20 protein-coding genes are annotated in these 23,086 nt (G+C 53.5%); 10 read left to right on the top strand and 10 right to left on the bottom strand.

From position 1 onward, the window contains the following. Positions 1-2: 2 nt before the first annotated feature. Together G5574_RS21685 and G5574_RS21680 are read right to left on the bottom strand one after the other, a co-directional pair. A complete protein-coding gene (locus G5574_RS21685; protein WP_006121924.1) occupies positions 3-608 on the bottom strand; it encodes a cupin domain-containing protein in 606 nt (201 codons plus the stop codon). A 45-nt stretch (positions 609-653) separates the two neighbouring features. Beyond that, on the bottom strand, positions 654-1,406 hold the full coding sequence (locus G5574_RS21680; protein WP_006121922.1) for an ABC transporter substrate-binding protein: 753 nt from the start codon (positions 1,404-1,406) through the stop codon (positions 654-656). A 272-nt stretch (positions 1,407-1,678) separates the two neighbouring features. On the opposite strand from G5574_RS21680, the gene G5574_RS21675 reads away from it, so the two are divergent. Continuing rightward, positions 1,679-2,329, top strand: coding sequence for an amino acid ABC transporter permease (locus G5574_RS21675; protein WP_006121921.1), 651 nt, complete (start codon positions 1,679-1,681; stop codon positions 2,327-2,329). A gap of 1 nt (position 2,330) precedes the next feature. Next, a complete protein-coding gene (locus tag G5574_RS21670; RefSeq protein ID WP_006121920.1) occupies positions 2,331-3,086 on the top strand; it encodes an amino acid ABC transporter ATP-binding protein in 756 nt (251 codons plus the stop codon). A 139-nt stretch (positions 3,087-3,225) separates the two neighbouring features. Here the strand turns inward: G5574_RS21670 and rutR are convergent, their stop codons facing one another. Further along, complete coding sequence (gene rutR, locus G5574_RS21665) at positions 3,226-3,906, bottom strand: HTH-type transcriptional regulator RutR (protein ID WP_226374676.1); 681 nt, start codon at positions 3,904-3,906, stop codon at positions 3,226-3,228. Positions 3,907-4,295: 389 nt separating this feature from the next. Here rutR and rutA point away from each other — a divergent pair, with 389 nt between their 5' ends. Genes rutA through rutG form a run of 7 tightly spaced genes read left to right on the top strand, consistent with a single transcriptional unit; the run spans position 4,296 to position 9,946 of the window. Continuing rightward, positions 4,296-5,387, top strand: a complete 1,092-nt coding sequence (gene rutA / locus G5574_RS21660; protein WP_006121918.1) for a pyrimidine utilization protein A — start codon at positions 4,296-4,298, stop codon at positions 5,385-5,387. Next, positions 5,387-6,136 (top strand): pyrimidine utilization protein B, encoded by a 750-nt coding sequence (rutB, locus tag G5574_RS21655; RefSeq protein WP_164483290.1) that lies wholly within the window; start codon positions 5,387-5,389, stop codon positions 6,134-6,136. The genes rutA and rutB overlap by 1 nt, the downstream gene beginning before the upstream one ends. 25 nt (positions 6,137-6,161) lie before the next feature. Further along, entirely contained in the window at positions 6,162-6,548 is a 387-nt protein-coding gene (gene rutC, locus G5574_RS21650; protein WP_006121916.1) for a pyrimidine utilization protein C, read from the top strand. A gap of 42 nt (positions 6,549-6,590) precedes the next feature. Then, complete coding sequence (gene rutD / locus G5574_RS21645) at positions 6,591-7,430, top strand: pyrimidine utilization protein D (RefSeq protein WP_033742500.1); 840 nt, start codon at positions 6,591-6,593, stop codon at positions 7,428-7,430. Next, positions 7,415-8,005: a malonic semialdehyde reductase gene (locus G5574_RS21640; protein WP_006121913.1), complete on the top strand. Its 591-nt coding sequence runs from the start codon at positions 7,415-7,417 to the stop codon at positions 8,003-8,005. The genes rutD and G5574_RS21640 overlap by 16 nt, the downstream gene beginning before the upstream one ends. 29 nt (positions 8,006-8,034) lie before the next feature. Further along, positions 8,035-8,577 (top strand): NADH-dependent FMN reductase RutF, encoded by a 543-nt coding sequence (rutF, locus tag G5574_RS21635; protein WP_039339420.1) that lies wholly within the window; start codon positions 8,035-8,037, stop codon positions 8,575-8,577. 31 nt (positions 8,578-8,608) lie between these two features. Next, on the top strand, positions 8,609-9,946 hold the full coding sequence (gene rutG, locus G5574_RS21630; protein WP_054633993.1) for a pyrimidine utilization transport protein G: 1,338 nt from the start codon (positions 8,609-8,611) through the stop codon (positions 9,944-9,946). Between the two features lie 268 nt (positions 9,947-10,214). On the opposite strand, the gene G5574_RS21625 is transcribed toward rutG, so the two are convergent. From G5574_RS21625 to G5574_RS21595, 7 genes are read right to left on the bottom strand one after another with little or no spacing between them, the layout of a single operon-like run. Next, entirely contained in the window at positions 10,215-12,410 is a 2,196-nt protein-coding gene (locus G5574_RS21625) for a glycoside hydrolase family 2 protein (RefSeq protein ID WP_164483289.1), read from the bottom strand. Further along, positions 12,400-15,072, bottom strand: a complete 2,673-nt coding sequence (locus G5574_RS21620; RefSeq protein ID WP_164483288.1) for a hybrid sensor histidine kinase/response regulator — start codon at positions 15,070-15,072, stop codon at positions 12,400-12,402. The genes G5574_RS21625 and G5574_RS21620 overlap by 11 nt, the downstream gene beginning before the upstream one ends. Positions 15,073-15,075: 3 nt before the next feature. Continuing rightward, on the bottom strand, positions 15,076-15,510 hold the full coding sequence (locus tag G5574_RS21615; RefSeq protein WP_164483287.1) for a globin: 435 nt from the start codon (positions 15,508-15,510) through the stop codon (positions 15,076-15,078). Next, a complete protein-coding gene (locus tag G5574_RS21610; RefSeq protein ID WP_164483286.1) occupies positions 15,507-16,904 on the bottom strand; it encodes a DUF3131 domain-containing protein in 1,398 nt (465 codons plus the stop codon). Before G5574_RS21610 ends, G5574_RS21615 begins: the two co-directional genes overlap by 4 nt. Continuing rightward, the gene (locus G5574_RS21605) at positions 16,889-18,391 is read right to left on the bottom strand and encodes a DUF3131 domain-containing protein (protein ID WP_044243148.1); all 1,503 of its coding nucleotides are present in this window, start codon (positions 18,389-18,391) and stop codon (positions 16,889-16,891) included. Before G5574_RS21605 ends, G5574_RS21610 begins: the two co-directional genes overlap by 16 nt. Before the next feature lie 41 nt (positions 18,392-18,432). Beyond that, positions 18,433-19,764 carry a DUF3131 domain-containing protein gene (locus G5574_RS21600; protein ID WP_164483285.1) on the bottom strand — a complete coding sequence of 444 codons (1,332 nt, stop codon included), beginning with the start codon at positions 19,762-19,764 and terminating at the stop codon, positions 18,433-18,435. Then, positions 19,761-21,578 (bottom strand): glycosyltransferase family 2 protein, encoded by a 1,818-nt coding sequence (locus G5574_RS21595; RefSeq protein ID WP_164483284.1) that lies wholly within the window; start codon positions 21,576-21,578, stop codon positions 19,761-19,763. Before G5574_RS21595 ends, G5574_RS21600 begins: the two co-directional genes overlap by 4 nt. Positions 21,579-21,858: 280 nt before the next feature. Between G5574_RS21595 and opgC the strand changes: the two genes are divergently transcribed. Further along, complete coding sequence (opgC, locus tag G5574_RS21590) at positions 21,859-23,076, top strand: OpgC domain-containing protein (protein ID WP_164483283.1); 1,218 nt, start codon at positions 21,859-21,861, stop codon at positions 23,074-23,076. Positions 23,077-23,086 lie beyond the last annotated feature (10 nt).

Raw genomic sequence — 23,086 nt, 5'->3', positions numbered from 1 at the left:
TTTCAAATATGATGTCGGGGCGGAATATGCATAATCCACAACACGCGGGCTTCAGTGTCGCTGTCGTTAAAAATGTTATGCGGAAGATGACTTTTAAACTGAAAACTGTCGCCCGCTTCGATGAAGGTCGCCTCACCATTCACCTCCAGCGTGAGACGGCCTTCCATAACTACACCTGCTTTTTCACCAATGCCTGTCAGCATTTCTTCCGAACGCGTGCGGGGAGGGATGCTGATATACATAAACTGAATATCATGTTCGCCAGAAGGCGATAACATCGCCTTGGTTATGCCCTGCCTGCCAACTTCAAAATGTGGCCGCTCACGCCAGCGCCGGACATAATGTTCAGCACCGGGTCGCATCTCTTCATTTTGTTCAAGAAAAGCGGTCAGTGGAACATTCAGGACCACGCGAAGTTGCTCAAGCACCCGTACCGTGGGGTTAGCCAGATTGCGCTCAATCTGGCTGATGGCTCCCGCCGACACATTGGCCTGTTCCGCCAGTGCCTTGATGGTCATATTGCGCGACTTGCGTATCTGCTTTAGTCGTAAGCCAATCGTCATCTCGACGGCACTCAGATCCTCTGAGTGCATTAACGCTGTTTTCATCACCATGTTCCTTAAGGTTGCGTGCCTCCGTGCATCAACACGCGATTAAGGCATTCCCCACTTCGCTTTGATTTTTTGCAATGTGCCGTCGGCCTTCATTGCCGTCAGGGCAGTATTAATATCGGCAAGTAGCTTATCGTTCCCTTTTTTCACGCCAAAGGCCATAGGTGCGATATGCTCAGGCTTGTAACCGTCCACCACATGCATACCTTTGTACGCGCCAGATTTTTCCTGGTATTTCATAATCGGGTAATCGTTCATCCCCGCAGCGATACGGCCCAGGGACAGATCGCGCATCATATCTGCCGGACTGTCATACACTTTCACCTCTTTCGCGATACCGCTCTTAATCAGCGCCTGCGTATAATCGGTGCCCGCCATGGTGCCGACGATGTCGCCTTTCAGATCCTGCTGCGAGCGATAGACTTTTTTATTGTCATCACGCACGACCAGCCCCGGTCCAAACGCAGTGACTGGCTGCGAGAACGCAATACGTTTTTCGCGCTCTGGCGTGGGTGTCATCCCGGCCACAATCATATCGATTTTGCCCGCAATTACAGACTGAATCAGCGTCGAGAAAGGCACCGCGGTAAAGTTGATGTCAAGCTTCTGACGTTTGGCCACTTCCGCGGCCACGTCCGGCATGAAGCCTTCAATTTTACCGGTTTTGGTATCCAGAAACGTGGTAGGCGCGCTGGAAGGCGGAGAACCTGCCGTCAGTGGCGCTGCCTGTGCACTGCAAGTGAGGCCAAGGGCAACAGAGAATAAAGCCATGGTAACGTGCGACCGAAGAGACATCACTTACTCCTGATTGACATGTGAACAATTAATTTCACTATAATGAAATTAAATTCCTGCCTGTCAATCTTTTCTTTTCTAAAAATGTTGCGCCTCACAAATTAACACAAAACCCTTTGATTTCCCCATTCAGTGGGCTTTCAATGCACTTTATTACACTAATAAGTTAATGCTATGACGTCATCAGATGAAAAGTTTGACAGTATTTACTGATAAACATATTCATTTAAATGAATTTGAAGCATGACACTCAACACCGGCGGGAGCGCATAATGGACTGGAGCAGCATTCATGTTTACCTTCCCTTTCTTTTGCAAGGGGCTGAAATGACGATTTATATCACGCTACTGTCCTTGCTCATCAGTACGCCGCTGGGGTTGATCTTCGCTGCCGCAAAAATGTGTCCTTTTAAAATCATTTCCTGGCCCGTCAGCGTCATCATTAATATCACTCGCGCACTGCCGATGATTGTGGTGCTGTTCTACATCTATTTCGTTTTTCCCGATATCGGTATTACCCTGACATCCTTTCAGGCCAGCGTCATCGGTATCGCGTTTTGCTTTTCAACCTTCCTGGCCGAGATTTTTCGTTCCGGTATTGAATCGGTGGATCGTGGTCAGCTTGAGGCGGCGCGCTCTATGGGCATGAGCTTCTTTAAAGCGATGCGACGCGTCATTCTGCCTCAGGCTTTTCATGTCGCGCTGCCGCCATACAGCAATACCCTGGTCATGATGCTGAAAGACTCAGCGCTGGCGTCAACGATCGCGGTTACCGAAATGACCCGCCAGGGCCAGCTTCTGGCGGCTTCAACCTTTGATAACACCACAGTGTATACGCTGGTGGCGTTGCTCTACCTGACGTTATGCATGCCGTTGCTGGCTTTTACCAGGCACCTTGAAAATCGCCAGAAAAAAGGAGCATGAGATGATTGAAATTCTTGATGTCCATAAGCGCTTTGGTGCAGTTGAAGTGCTGAAAGGGGTGAGTTTTCGCGTCGAAGAGGGCGAAGTGGTGTGCCTGGTCGGGCCTTCAGGCTCCGGGAAATCGACGGTGCTGCGCTGTATCAACGGGCTGGAAACCTATGAAAGCGGCACCATCCGCGTGCTTGATCAGCATGTTGACAGTAAAAGCAAACGTATCAACGCGCTGCGTCGCCAGATCGGTATGGTTTTTCAACGCTTTAATCTGTTTCCTCACCGTAGCGTGCTGGAAAACGTGATGGAAGGGCCGATTTACGTCAATGGCGAGACACGCAGTAAAGCCGAAAAGATGGCCAAAGAGCTGCTGGAAAGAGTAGGGCTGGGCGACAAAGTTTCCGCCTGGCCGTCGCAGCTTTCCGGTGGTCAGCAGCAGCGCGTAGCGATTGCCCGCACGCTGGCCCTGCAGCCGAAAGCCATTCTTTTTGATGAGCCGACATCCGCGCTGGACCCAGAACTGGTCGGCGAAGTGCTGCAGGTTATGCGCAACCTGGCCCAGCAGGGAATGACCATGATCGTGGTAACGCATGAGATGCAGTTTGCAAGAGAGGTCGCCGATCGCGTGTGTTTCCTGCACAGTGGACAGATTGTAGAGCAGGGTCATGCGGATGAGGTGCTGCTGCGGCCTCAGGAAGCGCGCACGCAGGATTTCCTGCGCCGCGTACTGGGCAACACAGGCGTGCAGAGTCTGATGAATACCTAATTCAAACGAAACGTTTGATCGGGCTTCGCTAGCCATTCAGCAGAGATGAGCGGCCCTGCCTGTCACCCGACGCTGCGTCGAGCAAAATCTCTGGCAATCTTTCGCTGAGGCGTCGGTACAAACGCCCCCGCACAGGCGATTAAGCCCGCATCTGAATGCCTTCAGTAATGATGTGCTGAAGGTTTTTTACCGTCTGGTCGAAAAACGCCGGATCGCTGAGCGTTTTACCGGTGATTGCCTCAACCTGCACGCTAAAATCGGCGTAATGCTGCGTCGTTGCCCACAGCATAAAAATCAACTGCATTGGATCGACGGGGGCAATGCGCTCATCTTTAATCCAGCCCCGAATGACATCGCATTTCTCTTCTACCAGGGTTTTCAGGCCGCCCCCCAGCTCCTGTTTCAGCAACGGCGCGCCCTGAACCATCTCCAGGCAAAAAAGTCGCGAAGCCTGCGGATGATCGCGGGACACACAGAGTTTCAGGCGAATATATTCTCTTATGGCTTCCAGTGGATGCTGATCGGGCTGTAAGGCCTTTAACGGTGCCAGCCAGATATCCAGCAGTCCTTTCAGCACATCAATATAGAGCGCTTCTTTTGTCGGGAAGTAATAAAAGAGGTTGGTTTTCGAGACGTCAGCCCGTTCTGCAACCTGCTCCAGCCGGGTGCCGTGAAAGCCATAGAGTGAAAAAAATTCCAGTGCGGCGGTCATGATAGCGCCACGTTTGGCAGCAACCGCCCGCGAGCGTCGCGTTGTGGTTTTGGAACCTGGGCTAACGGATTTTTGCTCTCCGGCGGCAGCGTGCGGGTGTTCGACCAATGGCTTCACAACATCTCCTGAGACAAACAGCAAGGCGTGAATGATAACAAATGGGGGCAGGGGCGACTATCGTAACGCTCATTATTCACGCGCTCTGAAATCAACAGTTGAGCGATTTGCACCCTTTTTGCTCAATCTTGCCTGTTATCTGTGCAGTTATTTTTGAACAACGGGTCCGAAACGGACCGTTTGCTCCAGTTATCTTCCATTCAAACTTTCAACCCTATGAAAAGGTTATTTATTTTAAAACTGGCACCCGCTTTGCAAAGACTCTTGCGTCTGGAGATTTCAGCACGGTGCAATTCGGAACCCGCAGGACGCACTCAAGCCGCGCAGAGATTTTCGTAAGCCCTTGTATTGGTACGTATTACTTTTAATCGAGGTGAGCGATGAAAATCGGTGTCTTTATTCCTATCGGCAACAACGGTTGGTTAATTTCAGAAACTGCACCGCAGTACAAACCGACTTTCGACCTGAACAAAACCATCGTGCAAAAAGCGGAGCACTACCATTTCGATTTTGCGCTTTCCATGATTAAACTGCGCGGCTTCGGTGGTAAAACCGAATTTTGGGAACACAATATGGAGTCGTTCACGCTGATGGCCGGACTGGCCGCCGTGACCTCTCGCATCCAACTTTACGCCACGGCCGCTACGCTGGTGATGCCGCCGGCGATCGTCGCGCGCATGGCCGCCACCATTGATTCCATCTCTAACGGCCGTTTCGGTGTCAACGTTGTCACCGGCTGGCAAAAACCCGAGTACGAGCAAATGGGCATGTGGCCGGGCGATGACTATTTTACCCGCCGCTATGATTACCTGACCGAATACGTGAGCGTGCTGCGCGATCTGTGGGGCACCGGCCACTGCACGCTCGACGGCGAATTCTTCAAAATGGACGACTGCCGCGTCAGTCCGCGACCGCAAAGCGAGATGAAAGTGATCTGCGCCGGGCAAAGTGATGCAGGCATGGCGTTTTCTGCCAGACATGCCGACTTTAATTTCTGCTTCGGCAAGGGCGTCAATACACCAACGGCCTTCGCGCCAACCGCCGCCCGCATGAAAAAAGCGGCAGAGGCTGAAAACCGCGACGTATCTTCTTATGTGCTGTTCATGGTCATCGCCGATGAAACCGATGAGGCCGCGCGCGCCAAATGGGAGCTGTATAAAGCCGGGGCTGACGCCGAGGCGCTCGCGTGGCTGACCGATCAGAGCAGCAAGGACACCCAATCCGGCAGCGATACCAATGTCCGTCAGATGGCGGATCCCACCTCAGCGGTCAACATCAATATGGGCACACTGGTCGGCTCCTGGGCCAGCGTCGCCAGAATGCTCGATGAAATCGACACCGTGCCCGGCGCTGGCGGCGTCCTGCTGACCTTTGACGACTTCGTTGAGGGCATCGAAAACTTTGGCCGCTACATTCAGCCATTAATGAAAACCCGCCAGCACATCGGCATTGCGCAGAAAGAGGTCGCATAATGAACGTTGTTGAGAATCCGTCAGTGGTCCGCCGCGAACCCCACAATACCGGCGAGGAAACGGTCCTCACAGCCCGTCCTGAAGCCATCGCTTTTACCCCGCAGCAAACTGCGCTGATTGTCGTGGATATGCAAAATGCCTATGCGTCACAGGGCGGTTACCTGGATCTGGCGGGCTTTGATGTCTCTGCCACCGCGCCGGTGATCGCCAATATTAAAGTGGCGATTGCCGCCGCACGCGCGGCGGGCATCAAAGTGATTTTCTTCCAGAACGGCTGGGATAATCAGTATGTCGAAGCCGGCGGTGCGGGGTCGCCGAACTTCCATAAATCCAATGCGCTAAAAACCATGCGCAAACGCCCGGAGCTGATGGGCAAACTGCTGGCAAAAGGCGACTGGGATTACGATCTGGTCGATGAGCTTCAGCCGCAGCCGGGCGATATTGTGCTGCCCAAACCCCGTTACAGCGGCTTCTTTAATACCCAGCTCGACAGTCTGCTGCGCAGCTATGGCATTCATCATCTGGTGTTTACCGGCATCGCCACGAATGTCTGCGTGGAATCCACCCTGCGCGATGGCTTTTTCCTGGAATATTTTGGCGTCGTACTGGAAGACGCGACGCACCAGGCCGGCCCGGAATTCGCACATAAAGCCGCGATTTATAACATTGAAACCTTTTTTGGCTGGGTCTCTAACGTGCGTCAGTTCTGTGACGCTGTTGGCTACAAAACTGAACAACACGCGGCCTGACCGCTTTTACAAAGGACAATCAACGATGCCTAAAAGCGCCATTATTCCCGCTGGCAGTGGAGTGCCACTGGCACCTTTTGTTCCGGGCACGCTCGCCGATGGCGTGGTGTACGTTTCCGGGACGCTGCCGTTTGATAAAGACAACAACGTGGTGCACGTTGGCGATGCCGCGGCACAAACCCGTCACGTTCTGGAGATCATCAAAAACGTGATTGAAACCGCAGGCGGCACAATGGAGGACGTCACCATGAATTCCATCTTTATCACCGACTGGGCCAATTACGGGGCAATCAATCAGGTCTACGCCGAGTATTTTCCCGGTGAAAAACCCGCGCGTTTCTGTATTCAGTGCGGGCTGGTGAAGCCGGATGCCCTGATTGAGATCGCAACGATTGCCCACATCGGCAAGTAATCTGTTTACCGGCATCTGTTCTGATAACCCTGAGGAAACAGCATGTATTACAAGGTATTAGGTAAAGATAATGCCGATGCAGACACGGTCGTGCTCTCTTCAGGGCTGGGCGGTTCCGGCAGTTTCTGGCAGCCGCAACTGCCTGTACTGACACAGTATTTTCGCGTCGTGATTTATGACCAGCACGGCACCGGCCTGAGTCAGGGCACCGTTCCGGCCGGTTACCGCATGGAGGATATGGCCGATGAGCTGGCGGGCATGCTCAATGGGCTGGATATCCGCCGCTGCCATCTGGTCGGTCACGCACTCGGCGGCATCGTTGGCCTGCATCTTGCACTGCGTTATCCGGCCTTACTGCAAAGTCTGGTGGTCATCAACGGATGGGCAACGCTCGACAGCCAGACGCGTCGCTGCTTTGAGGTCCGCCAGAACCTGCTGCTTAACAGCGGGGTGGATGCGTATGTTCAGGCGCAGCCCCTGTTTCTGTATCCGGGCGACTGGCTTTCTGAGCATGAGGCGTTATTACAGGAAGAGCGCCAGCATCAGGTGGCGCATTTTCAGGGAATGGAAAACCTGCTGCATCGCTTACAGGCGCTGATGACGTCTGACCTGGCCGCCTCGCTCGACGGGGTGATCGCACCGACGCTGGCGCTGAGCTGTAAAGACGATTTGCTGGTGCCCTGGCAGCGCTCGGCCGATCTCGCTGCCCGTCTTCCTCTGGGGGAGCACCAGCAAATGCAGTATGGCGGTCACGCCATGAGTGTGACCGACCCCGATACGTTTAACCCGATTTTACTGGACTGGCTACGGCGGCATGCTTTTCATGCAGCTGACATCGTGTCCGAGCCCTTTTCAACGGAGATATCATGGCCGAAGCCTTAACCGCCAGCGCCCTGGCAACCCTGTTCACCGACGCCCGCACCCATAACGGCTGGCTGGATAAACCGGTGACCCATGAACAGCTGGAAACGATTTATGCGCTGGCGCGCATGGGGCCAACATCTGCAAACTGCAGCCCGGTGCGCATTGTGTTTATCCAGAGCCAGGCGGCCAAAGAGAAACTGGCACCGGCGCTGTCCAGCGGCAATCTGAAGAAAACCCTGACTGCACCGGTGACGGCGATCATTGCCTGGGATCCTGCGTTTTATGAATTACTGCCCGAACTGTTTCCCTCCGGCGATGCGCGTTCGTGGTTCACCTCCAGCCCGCAGCTGGCGCACGATACGGCATTTCGCAACAGCAGTCTGCAGGCAGCCTATCTGATTATGGCCTGCCGCTCACTCGGACTGGACACCGGACCGATGTCTGGTTTCGACAATGCGAAAGTGGATGAAACCTTCCTGGCGCAGACGGGCTGGAAATCCAACTTTCTCATCAACATCGGTTACGGCGACAGCAGCAAACTGTATCCGCGCGCACCGCGTCTTGACTTTGACCGCGCCTGCCGCGTGCTGTAAGCACCCTGTTTCATTATGAGGACACGAGCATGCAATCCACTCTGAACGCCACACAGCCCGCAACCGCTGCTAAACAGGCTGCCGTTGAAAAGCAAGAGTTCCGCGATGCGATGGCGCACCTGGGTTCCGCCGTCAACATCATCACCACAGACGGGGCAGGTGGACGGGCCGGTTTTACCGCCTCTGCGGTATGCAGCGTGACCGATACGCCACCGACGTTGCTGGTATGCCTGAACCGCGCGGCCTCTGTTCATGCGGCGTTTACGCAAAACCAGGTGCTGTGCGTTAACACGCTCTCAGACGGTCATGCGTCGCTGTCCAATCTGTTCGGCGGAAAGACACCGATGGATGCGCGTTTCGCGGCCGCTGACTGGGCCAGCCTTGCCACCGGATCGCCGATCCTCACTGATGCGCTGGTGTCGTTTGACTGCAACATTACGCAGATCACCAGCGTCGGCACCCACGATATTTTGTTTTGTGAAGTCGTTGCTATTCAGCGCAATGACAACGGCCACGGACTGGTGTATTTCGACCGGCGCTATCATCCACTGATGCGTCAGACAGCCTGTTAACTCACTCCTCTCAACTTAGTAAGGGTCGTGCATGGCAAATACCTGGTTTCCGCAATGGCGTAAAAGAGAAGGCAATCTGGAGGGCGTCGTCATCGCGCCGGATGAACGGCTGCCGTCAGGCACGACGATCATTATGGGATTGCAACATACGGTAGCGATGTTTGGCGCCACGGTCCTCATGCCCTTACTGATGGGCTTTGACGCTAATATGGCTATCCTGATGTCGGGGATCGGTACCTTACTGTTCTTCCTGGTGGTAGGCGGCCGCGTACCGAGTTACCTCGGGTCCAGTGCCGCCTTCGTCGGACTGGTTATCGCGATAACCGGCTACAGTGGTCAGGGTGCGAATCCCAATATCGGTGTGGCCCTTGGCGGGATTATTGCCTGCGGCCTGCTCTATATGGTGATCGGTTTTATCGTAATGGCGGTTGGCACGCGGTGGATTGAACGTCTGATGCCGCCCGTCGTGACCGGTGCCGTGGTCATGGCGATTGGGCTAAACCTCGCGCCGATTGCGATTCACAGCGTCTCCGCCTCCTCGTTTGACAGCTGGATGGCCGTCATGACCGTGCTTTGCATCGGTTCGGTAGCCGTATTCACCCGCGGTCTGGTGCAGCGCCTGTTGCTGTTACTGGGGCTGGTAGCCGCTTATCTGATTTATATGGTCATCACCAACGGCCTTGGACTGGGCACGCCAGTGGATTTTAGCGCGGTCGCTCAGGCACCCTGGTTTGGCGCACCAACCGTTACGACGCCAGTATTCAGCGCGCATGCCATGCTGATGATCGCGCCTGTCGCGGTAATCCTTGTCGCAGAAAATCTCGGCCATATTAAAGCGGTGGCTGGTATGACCGGTAAAAACCTTGATCCCTACATGGGCCGCGCGTTTGTCGGTGATGGACTGGCGACGATGCTGTCCGCCTCCGCAGGCGGAACGGGCGTGACAACCTATGCAGAAAACATAGGTGTTATGGCTGTCACCAAAATTTACTCCACGCTGATTTTCGTCGCCGCGGCGGTTATTGCCATTGTGCTGGGCTTCTCACCTAAATTTGGCGCACTGATCCACACCATTCCAGGCCCGGTGCTCGGCGGCGCATCCATTGTGGTATTTGGGCTGATTGCCGTGGCAGGTGCCCGCATCTGGGTACAAAACCACGTCGACCTGGGGCTGAACGGCAACCTTATCATGGTCGCGGTCACGCTGGTTTTAGGCGCAGGCAATTTTACCCTGACGCTCGGCAGCTTCAGCATGGGCGGGATCGGCACTGCGACCTTCGGGGCGATTTTGCTGAATGCATTTTTGAGCCGAAGCAAAATGGCAAGCGCACAGCCAGGGGTGAAGACGGAGGCGGTGGTGAAGGAGTAAACCGGGATCTTTTCCTCAGCCGGAGAAGCAGGAAGGGCGGAGCGGGCCGGAACGACAACCAGGTGTTTTTTACGTACCCGTAAAGCATCATGCAGGAGATGCGCGGCTTACAGACAATGGGGTCGCCGAGGTAAAGCGCCTGCTTGCCATCGCGCAGGCAACAAAGAGGCTAAGCCAGTGAAACAGGGCTGTGCTCCGTACAGGGGAGCATCAGCCCAATTCCATAAGAGGTTTTCGCTAAAAACCGTGGGTTTTCAGGCAACTTACCTTAGTCGTCACGTTGAATGCTTTCCTCATGGACATTACTGCCCACCGTTTTCCCGTTTTGATTCTCAATGCGATAACGGATCTCAACGTTATGAAAATTTTGAGGCGTAACCGTTATTTCCTTCACCATCTGACCTGAATCAGGCGGCAGGGTCAGCGTTTCGCTCCCTTTGGCAAGCACCTCTCCCTTTTGGGATACCTGCCACTTCAGTTGACATGCAGTACAGGCATTCCAGGTATCATTAATTGCCCAGAGCCGCACCATCGCCTCGCTTCCCTTACGCCATGTGGCGGTAACGGGTTCGATAGAGGGGAGAACAGGCTGATAGGCTGTTTGCAAGGCGTAATAACCCGCCTTTGGCTGGCGCAGATAATCCACCACGCCCCAGTTAATTGAGGGCCAGGTTTCAACAAACATGAAATGGAAGAGGGCCGTCACCGGTTGATAACGCTGTCGTCGATAGCTCTCTACAGCCAGGGAGACCAGTTTTGCCTGGTAGCGTTGCGTATTGGCTATCATCTCCTGAATATTCGAACCGCGCGAAATCCCGGCAAACTTAAATGTCTGTAAAGGCTGGAAATTATGATACTTCCAGAACGTCCAGCCCGGATCGTCCGCAGCAGTCGTCTTTGGCCATAACAAGCTGGCAGGGATAATCGTTTTTAGCGTTGAGAGTTGCGGTAGCGCCTGCGCACCAAACTCTGTCACCACTGCGGTTTTAGCCGGGGCAAGCAGATCGCGCGGCGTACCAAAATACCATCCTGCCCAGTAGTGTTCTTCCACGGCGGAAAAACGGTGCACAATACGGGAGGTATCTTCAGCCAGCGTATCCGCGACCTTCTGCGTCAGCGTGCGGTTCAGTGTTTTATTCCAGTCGGGGAACCGCTTTTCCATCCAGGGCGAATTCCACGGCGGCTCGTTGTGCCCGCCCCAGACGATAATGGCCGGGGAGTTACCAAACTGCTCGACCATCTCACGGGTCTGACGTACTGCATTGTCCGTAAATGCCGCGCTGTCATCGTATCCCCATTGCAGCGGTACATCCTGCCAGATCATCAGCCCCATTTCATCGGCGACATCGTAAAGCGGACGGCCGGCTACGTGTCCGTGGACGCGAATGGCGTTGGCATTCATCGCCTGTACCAGCGCAAAATCCCGACGATACTTTTCCCGTGTCATGGTTCCTAACCACGGTGAACCGATATAATTGCTTCCCTTTATAAAGAGTCGCCTGTCATTAATCAGCCAGCCTTTGTTATCGGGTTGCTCTTCCAGTTTGCGTAACCCTGTTCGGGTGACCCTGGTATCCATCAGCCCCTGGCTGTCACGCAGTGAGGCGCGAACACGGTACAGATTTGGCTTGCCGGTGCCGACCGGCCACCATAACTTTGCTCCCTTCATGGGCAGAGTTATGCGCAAGGACTGTTGCTCACCCGTCGCGTGATTCAGCGTGATCGGAAAATCGTGCTGAAAAGTCTGGCCGTTAAAGTTATCGGGTACCGCTGTCAGGCGCACTGTAGCAGGTCCGGCAGTGGTGGCCCGGTAACGAATTTCCGCCGATAATGCCGGGTTTTCCAGTCCTTCACGCCAGTCCGGACGCAGGATCACTTCATCAATCGTTACACCACGGCTCATATGCAGCTTCACCGGTGCCCAGATGCCGCCAGAGTTCGCATCCTGTCCCTGTAAAGACCATGCACCGCCAGGTCGGGTGTCATGCTGATTAAGCACCCCTTTTATAAGCATTTTATGTAACGGCCACACTTTTTGAGGATCTTCATAGGGACTGTCGACCCGGATGGCGAGCTGGTTATGACGACGCAGGGTGCTGCTGACATCTACAGCAAAACGCTGGAAATAGCCTTCGTGGTGGGTCAATGGCTTTCCATTAAGCGTCACATCAGCAAAGTAATCGATACCGTCGAAAACGAGCGTGGCCATGGTACCGGGTTCGGATTCAGGAAGATCAAACTCATGTCGATACCACAATGCTCCCTGATGATCGTAACCCGCGCTATACCAGTTAGCCGGAACCTTTAACCTGCGCCAGTCACTGGCAGGCACGTCCGCGCCCCTGAAGGTGCTGTCGTTCGCATCATGGACTCGCCAGTTTCCCGCAAGTGACCAGGTGACCGGTAGATCCATTGCCTGCGCTTGTGGGAGGCAGATGAGCAAAAGAAGAAGGTTACGGATCATGGCTGTCCTCCTGTTTCCTGTGTTGTAGCCAGGACGTGATGCGACGGAATTCCTCGTTCAGGTCGTTTTGCAGGGACTTGAGCGCCTGTTGTTCCAGCGATGAGGCCTGACTCTCAAGGTGTTGCAGTAACTGCGCCAGGCGGGTGAAATCAAGTGTTACGGCTTCACCGCGAAGTTTATGTGCTGCCCGACGTAACGTCTCACGATCATTGTTTTCCATTGCCTTAGGCAGCGTCTCGGTGGTTTCTTCGATTGCTTCCCTGAACAGCGACAACAATTCCTCAACCAGAGCAGGGTCATCGGCGCACTGTTTAAGCAGTCTGGCCTCATCAGGTAAACCTTCCTGATCACGCGTATATATGCGGGTAATTTCGTCATGAAGCGCATCCTGACTGACAGGCTTGGCGAGATAGCCATCGAACCCCATTGCCAGACAGCGCTCTCTGTCGCCCTGCATAGCATGCGCGGTCATCACGATAGCAGGCTGACGGGGACGGCCAAGCAACACTTCCTCTTGTCGTAACAGCTGGATCGCCTTTTCTCCATCCATTTCCGGCATCTGCAGATCAATAAAGAGGATGTCCCAGCGTTCTGCTCGCCAGCGGTCAAGTGCAGCCTGTCCATCGCCAACCACTTCACAGTGATGTCCCAGGCGTTCAAGCAAACGTCTGGCGACTTTCTGATTCACCAGATTATCTTCAGCCAGCAACACACGCAGTCCCTGCGAGGTGTTCGGTGAGACGGTAGAAGGCTGCGCCGGCTCGACAATCGGCACAGGTTTAAGGGCGCTTGCAATTGCCTGATGCAACTCGTTCTGGGCGACGGGTTTGTGCAAATAGTGGGATATGCCGATTCGTTTGAGCATTTTGGGGTCAAAATGGCGGCTCATTGAGCTAAGCATAATAATCTTGCTCTGGGCCGTCTGTGGCAAAACCGATAACTCAAGGCCTAACGAAATGCCATCCATGTCCGGCATTTGCGCATCGATGAGGATCAGTGGCCAGAATACTTCTCCGGCGGCGAGCTGTAAGGCCTTACTGGCATTATTCACACACGTCGGTTTCAGTCCCATCTGACGGAGCATGGCATCCACTAGCCGCAGGTTAGTGCTGTTATCATCCACGACCAGCACGCATTCGCCATTAAACCGAACGCCAGATGCGCGTTCTGCAAGCGGCGAGTGTTGCGCCTCCAGCGGTAGCGTAAACGTAAATTCGCTCCCAACGCCGGGCTTACTCTCCACCTCCAGATTTCCCCCCATCAGGGCGACCAGCCGGGCGGAAATGGTTAGCCCCAGCCCCGTTCCACCATAACGCCGCGTCGTAGAACTGTCTGCCTGGCTGAACGCTTCAAAGATGGCCTGTTGTTTCTCTGCAGGTATGCCAATACCACTGTCGCGAATACGAAAACGCCAGTGGTCTTCACTGGCCGCGGGCTCTATCGCCAGCAGGACTTCGCCGTGATGGGTAAATTTAAGCGCGTTGCCTAGCAGGTTTGTGAGGATTTGACGCAGTCGGGGGCCGTCCACCTTCAGCACGTCCGGGACTGCAGGCGCAATATCCACCAGAAGCTCTATCCCTTTTTCACTGGCGGCAGGCATATGTGGGCGAATCAATGACTGAATAAAGGGCCGGATTTCCAGCCACTCTTCGTCCATGATGACCTTGCCCGACTCAATGCGCGAGAAATCCAGAATGTCATTAATAATATGTAGCAACGACTGGGCCGAACTCATGACCAGCGAAAGGTACTCACGCTGCTCAGGGCTCAGCGGGGTGTCCAGACAGAGCTGTGTCATCCCGAGGATACCGTTCATCGGTGTCCGAATTTCATGACTCATATTAGCCAGAAACGCACTTTTGGCTTCATTGGCTTCGCGGGCGACGCGGGCGGCATCAATTGCAAGCAGTTCTGCTTCCTTCCGGCGGGTAATATCCTGCAACGTACCAATCACCCTTTCGGCTTCCTGCTGAATGGTTAAGGTCACCACCTGCCCGGAGAGCAGCATCCATCGCCAGCCTTCCGTCTGATGCAGGACGCGGATTTCACATTCAAATACAGGCCGGTGATCCTGTTTCGATGACATCATCGCCTGTCGCAGCGATGCGCGGTCCTCTTCATGCACCAGATTGAGCAAAAAACGCAGCGGATAACGCCATTGCGAGCGTGACTGCCCCACCATTGCCAGCAATGTATCATTTACCTGCAGGCTGTCATGAGAGACGTGCCAGTCCCAGATGCCGATCCGGATTGACTCGGCCGTCAGTAAAAAATCATTGTGCAGCAGATGACGTGAGCGCTGTGCTTCATCAAGCTCGGTGACATCCGTATGCAGACTGACAATGCCTCCTTCAGGAAGGCGTTGATGCTGAACATAAAGACGGCGTTTTCCGGATTGCCTGACTTCGCAATGGTTATCCTGACGACAATTACTGAGGGTGGCGTCCCGTAGCGTCTGACGACGACTGGAGTCGATGTAATAACCCGCTTCAATAAATTTCTCTACCAGCGTTTCGAGAGACGCGCCTGCCTCCAGCCACGGTGCAATCACCGGATAAAAGAGCGAAACTTTATCGTTCCACACCAGCAGGCGTTCGGCCCGATCGTAAATCATGATCGCACAAGGCAGCGCATCAGGCTCAAAACGGGATGAAGTTCCCATCGCTTATTCTCCCCCGGGCTGATAGTGCAGTTCGGCTTGCCGTCGCAGATATTCCAGGCCGGGCGCTATCGCCATCGCCCACGCTGTGAGGATCTCCTCATCGCAGAGAGGATCCCGTTCACGTACAGTGCGCAGCATGGCTTCCCGCCAGAAGGCGAAAAAGCGTGGCGGCAGGCGCAGACCATCCTGGGTTTGCCTGCGCGCCAGTTGCTCAAGAAAGTCCGGAACAAAAAGGGCACCATCGACGGTGAGCATGGCAAAGAAACTCTTATAGACCATCTGTCGACCTTCTTCGCTCGGGCGACGGGCGAAGTGTTGCTCCGTCTCTGGCGATCGGTGAATAAAAGCCTCGTAAAACGCCAGGAAAAAGTCTTTTTTGTTCGTCTCTGACAAGACACGGCTCACGCTGGCCTCAAAGAGATCACGATAAAATTTCATGGTGCTGACCTCCCTTTTCTTTCACCCGGCAGACACAGGCCGGGAGGATTGAATTCGTCTGCCAGACGGTGAGTGAAGTAGCTGTTATCAGTATCAAAATGATTATCAAATAACGGCCCGCCGTTATGTTTGTAGAAGAGCGACTCAAGGACCATGGCATTAGTGGATAGCGTGATCATCGGGTTGATATCCCCCGTCGCTTCAACACGGCCCTCAAACCAGCCGCGTTGTGGACTGTTAAGGTGCTTCGTTACTGCCATAAGCACATCGGTATAGTCGTTTTTCCACAGCGTCCAGAGGATAAAAACCGCCTTCGTAGACACCTGTGACAGCTGGCGGTAATCGCGGCCATCATCGCCCAACGTGTTCCAGGCGTAACCATTTCCCCAGACGGTGTCCTCAAGATGCCAGGGCGCATGTGACAGCGAAAAATCGGCTCGCGCAGTCAGGAGCTTGTCACGCTCCCAGCGCGACTTCTGACTGAGCCAGATGCCTTCCGCTCGCGTACGCATTAATTTTTGGACATCGGGTGGCACGCCAGGAGGCTGCCATCCGAACTCCAGCCCGGGCAACATGGCAGGTAACGTAGTGAGTAATGACGGTTGCCAGGTCGTACGCGGATCGCGCGCGTCAACGCTAAGGCTGCGCTGATAAACAATGACGTTTCTTGCGGGTGGCGTGAATGCTTTACCTGCCGGGAATCCCCATAGCCGAAAAGCACTGGCGGCATATTCGCTTTCACCCAGACGGAGTTCTTCACGCACGACAGGTTGGCCGTTCTGTACTGAGGCGGACCATAATTCCCCCTCGTTATTGATAACAGAGCAGAAGTTCCAGCGCAGGATGATTTTGTCCAGATACTCACGATAGTGCGGTGCACGTTCGGCGGTAAGCCGTAAAGCAAGCATCAGCCTTGCCATATCTTTTGCCGACCAGCCGCTGCTGATGGATTTGCCTGTGTAATCTATTGGCATCGCCGTCTGGCTCGAATAGAGCCTGCCGGGTGTACGCGTGTTGGTCAACGCAAGGCGATTGAGCGTGCCAAGCAGGCGGCTTATCCGGGCATCAAACTCATCTTCCGGCACCAGACCCAACTCCCTGGCGGACAGAAGCGCGATTAACGTATCCCCCATCTGCCAGAGCGTGACGCGCGGCTGTTTATCGCTGCCATTGACCAGGCCGGATTGCAGCTGCGTATTATTCTGGAAATAGCGCCATGCAATGGCCGCCCACTCCCGTTCCTGCGGCGTCAGGCTATCAATGCGAGCGGAGGTATGCCAGCCGCCTTTCGTCAGCCAGCGCCATCCCGCGCCTTCGCGACTGAACAACGCCAGTGCGATCACCAGTACGATGATTCCCGCTGCGACCAGCCTGTAGATCAGGGTTTTAAGCATTGCGCAGTCACCGGCGGCAATTTAATGGGCTCGTCCGTCTTGCAGGATGCACACTGACACGCCTGGCAGGCAGGTTTGGTGCGCTGCGCCGTCCCGGTCTGCTCGCACCAGCTTCTGTTGGCGGCCGTGTCGCTCAGGAAGGGGCGATTGCGTCGGGTATTATTTTCTTCAAACTGATCGAGAAGCTTCTGGTTCCAGAGCGAGGGGGCGAACTGACTATTTTTGGGATTGTCGCTATTAAACTGCAACAGTTTGCCTTCTTTTTTAAATAACAACGCTTCAAGCATGATGCCGTTATTGTTGGCGGTGAACTCCTTAATGGGGCCATCGCCGTTTTCATATAAACCCTCGTAGTAGCCTTTGCCTTCCTCATTAGCGTTTTCAATGGCATTCAGCAATCTGTCGGTATAGGGCGAGCTCCAGAGCACCCACATACCGAGTGCGGCTTTAAGTGATACGGCCGCACTATTTGGTACAAACTGTCCTTTATCCGTAATCGTGTTCCAGTTATAGCCATCACTAAATATGGTGTCATAAACAAAGTAGGGGGCTTTATCGAGCTGGTGCTCAGAGCGCGCGGTCAGAATGCCGGTGATTGCATAGCGGTTTTCCTGCGCCTGATAAACCCGATCGGCAAAATTTTTCATCCACGGATGGGAATAATTGCGTGGGCTGTTATCTCTGTCGGTCGCTTTATCAAAACCAAACTCCAGACCATACAGAAGATAGGACTCGGTCACGACATAGTTATGTTGTGACGTATCTCGCGGGTCGCGCGAGTCATAAGGCACCAGCACACAGTAAATTTCTGCCAGCTCATAAGGCTGTGGCCGGCTGGCCTGGCAGGTATTGAATCCCCAGAGCTGGAAACCCGCAGCGCTGTATTCCTCATAGCCCAGTCGACCTTCCTGAACATATTTAGGCTGGCCATTTTCCAGATAAGCACCGTACAGGGTGCCACAGGGATCAACGGCATGGCTGAAGTCCCAGCCAAGCACGACATTATCGATACCGTTGCTGTATTCCGGATAACGCTCTTTAATCACTTTAAGCCATACCAGCATTCTGCCGATATCCAGCGCCGAAAAACCGATCTCTCCAGGTTGGTTTCGGTAGTCCACTTTTTGTCCGCTGATCGTGTTATAGGCTTTATTGGGCAATTCATTTCTGAACAGCACCAGCGTGTTCAGGGTCGCGAGAAATTTCAACATACGTCGATCAAACTCGGCTTTATCAATAATGCCTAACTCACGCGCCGCCGTCAGAGCAGCCAGATAAGACGCGCTGTCCCACATTGTCGTGGAAGGATATTTGTTGACTGCGTTCACCAGCCCAGTACTGGGCTGGTAGTTAGCGACAAAATATTGCCAGGCATTTTTGGCAATGGTCATTTCACGTGGTGTCAGCTCACCACTTCGGGGAGTAAATTCTGATGCCGGTAGTCCCGGCGCTGCCTGCGCTGTCGCCAGCGCGAGCCAGCATGCCATGAGCCCGGCTAATACGGGGAAAAAAAGGATACATTTCCGCTTCATGGCGTAGCTCCTGCTGAAGACGTAAGAGAAGGGGGCGCGCTAAGGCAGGCCAGACAAAGCATCTGTCCCTGAACGATATAGGCGAGGCTCTCCAGGACCACGGCATTGGTATCTGCATCAATAACCGTGTTGATGCTGCCGTCCAGATTTAGTCCGCGCTGCCAGCCTTTGCCGGGCACCTGTAAAGGTTGTACCTGCTGGCGCAGCGCCTCACTCCAGCGGTTTCGAAACAGGGCATACCATGCAAAGGCTGAACGTGTGGAAGTGATGGCCGTTTGTTCGGGTGCCTCATCACGCAGATCACGATTTTGGACAGGCTGCCGGTCTGGCAGATCGTTGGCATAATCTGGTGCGGGTTCGGCATAATCGGTACTGATGGGCGGTTTACTGACGCGCAGGCTGTGACGGCGCTGCTGAATTTGCATAATGCGCCAGGCGATCTCCGCGCTTTGCGCATCAAAACCCATTTCAAGTCCGGTCAACAGGTAAGGCAGGCTGATCAGTGAGGGCTGCCGTCCCCAGGGCGTGCGTAATCCTTCGTCAGGCACCATGATGCCATCGATATCAATCATTTGCTGACGCTCTGGTGGGTTCGTCACCGCCAGTCCGGCGACGCTGTCGATAAGGCGAAGCGTATGGCTGGCATACAGGCGATAGCCAAAACTGTTTTTGGGTTCATCTGTTGCCAGCGCCCACTGGTGTAACGCTACCGCAGCCTGACTGGCCGAGTTCTTTACAATCAGCGCACCGACGTTCCACTGTTTAAACAGGTCGCGCACGGCGGTTGCATGTTGGGGATAACGCCACACTAACGTTTGCAGGGCGTTAAGCAGGCGTCCCATACCGATTGCGGAAGACTCCTGTTTTCCCAGCAGCTTCAGAGTATCTGCATGATAATAGACCGCTGGCAGACCGTCAGGCGTGAGCGGGATTTGGCTAAGCGTCAGCAGTGCAGCAGCAATCCGCTCATCAAACTCGTCGGTTGTCAGGACATTAAGTTGCTTTGCGGCTGTGACAGCAAACAGATAACTACCAATGCTCCACAGGCTGAACCAGGGTTCACCGTCGTTCGCGTTAGCCAGACCGTTTGGCTGTGTATTATTGACATAATATTGCCAGGCCACCCGTGCCCAAATTGCCTCTTCAAAGGTCAACTCTCGTGGGGTCGGCAGGGGAGGGAAATCCTCACTTAACGCGACCCCCGTACTGCTTTCTACGCGTGTCGGCATCTGTTTTTCTACCCAGACGACAATAGCAAACCCAATCAGAAAACCGAGCAGGATGGTGAGATAACTTCGGGCAGAAAGTAGCGCATCTCTCGTCCTCATTGACTCGTCTCCTTCTCGTCGGCGGGCGTCCAGATTGCGGCTAAAATCAAGGGCAACATGGCGGCTATGTTGACGGCCCCCCAGAAGATGTTGATGACATAGCCTGAAGGATCATCGACCTGACCGCGTGCAACCTGAATCCCTCCCCATATAAGCCCGGCAAGGGTCAGTACCACAACGGCGATTTGCGGTTTGACGAGATACAGAAAACGGCCTGTCTGTCTTTCCTTTGGCGTAACGTGAAATTTTATCTGCTCACCACGAAGTACCGTGCCCAACGCGCGCAGGTTCATGGAGAAAAAAGAAAGATATGAGGCCCTGCCGTCCCAGGCAGAGATCCCCCATGTCCCGAACATAAATGCGAGTTCCGACACAATGAAAAAAGGCAAAAAATGCAGGTAAAAGGGCGTTGACCAGGCCGATACGGGCGGAATGCCGGTGAACAGGTAGATTATGGGGGAAAAGAGAAAAACGGTGTTCCAGATGCAGGCCAGATACGACCAGAAAGTGGTGCCATACATAAGCGTTTGCGGCAAAGAAAGCCTGAAGCGGCGGCGACTGAAAATATTGTCATGAAACAGGATGTCCAGCGAACCCGCAGCATATTTAAAACGCTGAATCATCCATGTCAGCATATCCTGGGGAGACAACATCTTGGATTCAACACGCGGGTGCATGACAGAGCGCCAGCGCCGGCCCGCATCGCCGTGAAGCAGGATGGACGTATAAATGTCTTCTGAGACGTGAAACTTATAGGGCGTGAGTTCTGTGTCAAACGCAACGTGAGGGCGCATGGCGTCACGCAATGCTTCACGCGTGGCAGCATCATGAATGTCGCGCGTGTGACGATCAATTTCTTCTTCCACCGTCCAGACATAGCTCCGCAAGGCTGCCTGCATCACCGCTTCTCGTCGATGTACAGAAGCCGCACCGCAGCAAAATGCCGCATTTGCCCAGTTACGCCGACGTAAAATCACGTCGTAAAACATGCGTGGATCGTTAAAAAACGGATCTCGCCCAATCGTGACCGGCCCGACAAATTTCTGTGTCAGCCAGCCAAGACCATATCCCACCTTGCCCGCTTTTCGTTGCAGCCAGTTTGACAGGTTTTCCCCTTCAGGGAGATCGTAAAACCATTGAGGTGTCTGGACCCACGCCACATCTGGATCGCGAAAATAGCCCAATGTGTGGCTGAGCAACGTGGGGAAGACTCTCGTATCAGCATCGCAAATAACCAGGAAATCACCCTCCGTGTTTTCCAGCCCGTTACGGAGGTTTCCGGCCTTGTAGCCAATATTGGTCTGACGGGTAATGTAGTTAACGCCTTCCTCATCGCATACCGCTTTCATTTCCGGACGCCGGCCATCGTCGAGCACGTGTATTTGATAGTGAAGCGGGAAGGGGTATTGCATATTCAGAGCGTCACGAACAGACAGCCTGACGAGTTCAACGTCTTCAGAATAGGTCGCGATAAACAGATCGACTTTGAGCGGTCTTTTCTCAACCTGTTCCTCTGCAAGCAGGCAATCGTTAATTTGCTCTGGGGGACGGTTTGGCAGCGGGTCTTCTTCTTTCCAGAGATTGATCGTAAATAATATCGTTCCAATCCAGGCAAACGTTTCTGCCAATACCAACGGAATCGAATACCACAGCGCGTAAATATTAAGCGAGGCGGTCCAGCGCCAGTAAATATAATTTGCGCCGAGAATTAACGCGGCGACCGCTAAAACCTGCCAGGTCAGTATCACCCAGGTCGGTGTGCTGAGGGGCTCCGGTGGTTTGCGATTTTCAAAACGGGAAAAGTAAAAATCCATAGCAAAGGATATCCTGATTCCGCAACAGGGATGAAATAAAGCCATCCTGCAGGCAGCGCTCAGCCTGCCCGAGAAAATAACGTCTAATAAAACAAAAAGTAAAACAAGTGTAGATAGCACAAAAAAAAGTGTCCAGAAAACTAAAAATTATGATGCAAGATCTGTTTTCTCGTTATTAATGCCGGCCTGTCCTCATTGCACACAATTACTTGCCATAAAGCCCGCATTAGGCTATCAAATATTTAACCAGATGTTTTTCAGTCAGGAATAAAACCTCATCATGAGCCAGGTCGTGCAAGCGGTGAAGCAGAAATCATTCTGCAAATCAGCCACATGGCGCTATAGCGCAGCGGGAAGCCGCGATTTAAGAATTGATTTCATGCGCGGCATTGCATTGGTGATGATGGTTGTAGCCCATACAGAAATAATGTCCCTGTTCAACATATTCACCTGGGAGAGATTCGGTTTAGTAACCGGAGCGGAAGGATTTGTTATTTTATCCGGTTTTATGCTAGGTATGCTTAGTCGTGCCAGACTGCAAAAGGTGGTTTGGCTTACAGTGTCCTGGGGACTTTATCTTCGTGCATGGAAGATATACCGGGTAAATATCCTTATCATCCTGTCATTTTTGCTGTTAGGGTATTTGCCTTTTATCAATGTTTTTGAGGTGACGCATTTTACCGATCGCTTTTCAGGCACCCACTGGTCACTCTATCCGGTCACACCACAAATAAAAGAGACCTGGTTTAACATTGTTTTCTATTTACAAATCGGCCCTCATCAGACGCAAATCCTTGGCCTCTATATATGCCTCCTGCTGGTCAGTCCGTTTTATTTAGCCATGCTGCAAAAGGGAAAAGTTTACGGGTTATTGGGTCTTTCGTTACTGATCTACTGCTACTGGCAACGCTGGCCTGTACGCGTGACAACGGCGGAGTTCGAATTCGCTTTTCCGCTGTTAGCCTGGCAATTCATTTTTGTACTGGGGATGTGCAGTGGCTGGTATAAAGACGAACTGCCCTCTTTTGCACATACACCGCCGGGCAAATTGACCGTGGCGGCACTTGTCGTAGTGGCGTTAGTTATGGGGTTTGTTGCACAAAATCATACCAACCCTTTTATGCCGTCCGATCTGTTGATGCACATCATTCCTGCTGCAGATTTTGATACGTTCTACCATACGTGGGCGGCAAAAAATGGGCTGGGTCCCGTCAGGGTCGTCAACGATATCTGCCTGATGGTAACGGTCTATCTGCTTCTGACATGGTGCTGGCAGCCGGTATATCGCTTTGCAGGCTGGTTTCTTATTCCACTGGGCCAGCACTCGCTTTATACCTTTATTTTGCATGTCTATGTTGTGCTCGCAGTCAGCCAGTTTGTGTCGTTTGATTTATGGCGTCACGCATGGTTAGAAAACACGCTTATTCATGCGGCTGCGCTGGGCACGCTGTGGCTGATGGCAAAATATAACGTTGCTGCACGCTGGATACCTAACTAAGGAAGGGCAG

The sequence above is a fragment of the Pantoea stewartii genome (assembly GCF_011044475.1).
Classification (GTDB): domain Bacteria; phylum Pseudomonadota; class Gammaproteobacteria; order Enterobacterales; family Enterobacteriaceae; genus Pantoea; species Pantoea stewartii.
The sequence above is the reverse complement of the archived record's forward strand: the minus strand, read 5'-3'. Positions and strand labels throughout refer to the sequence as shown.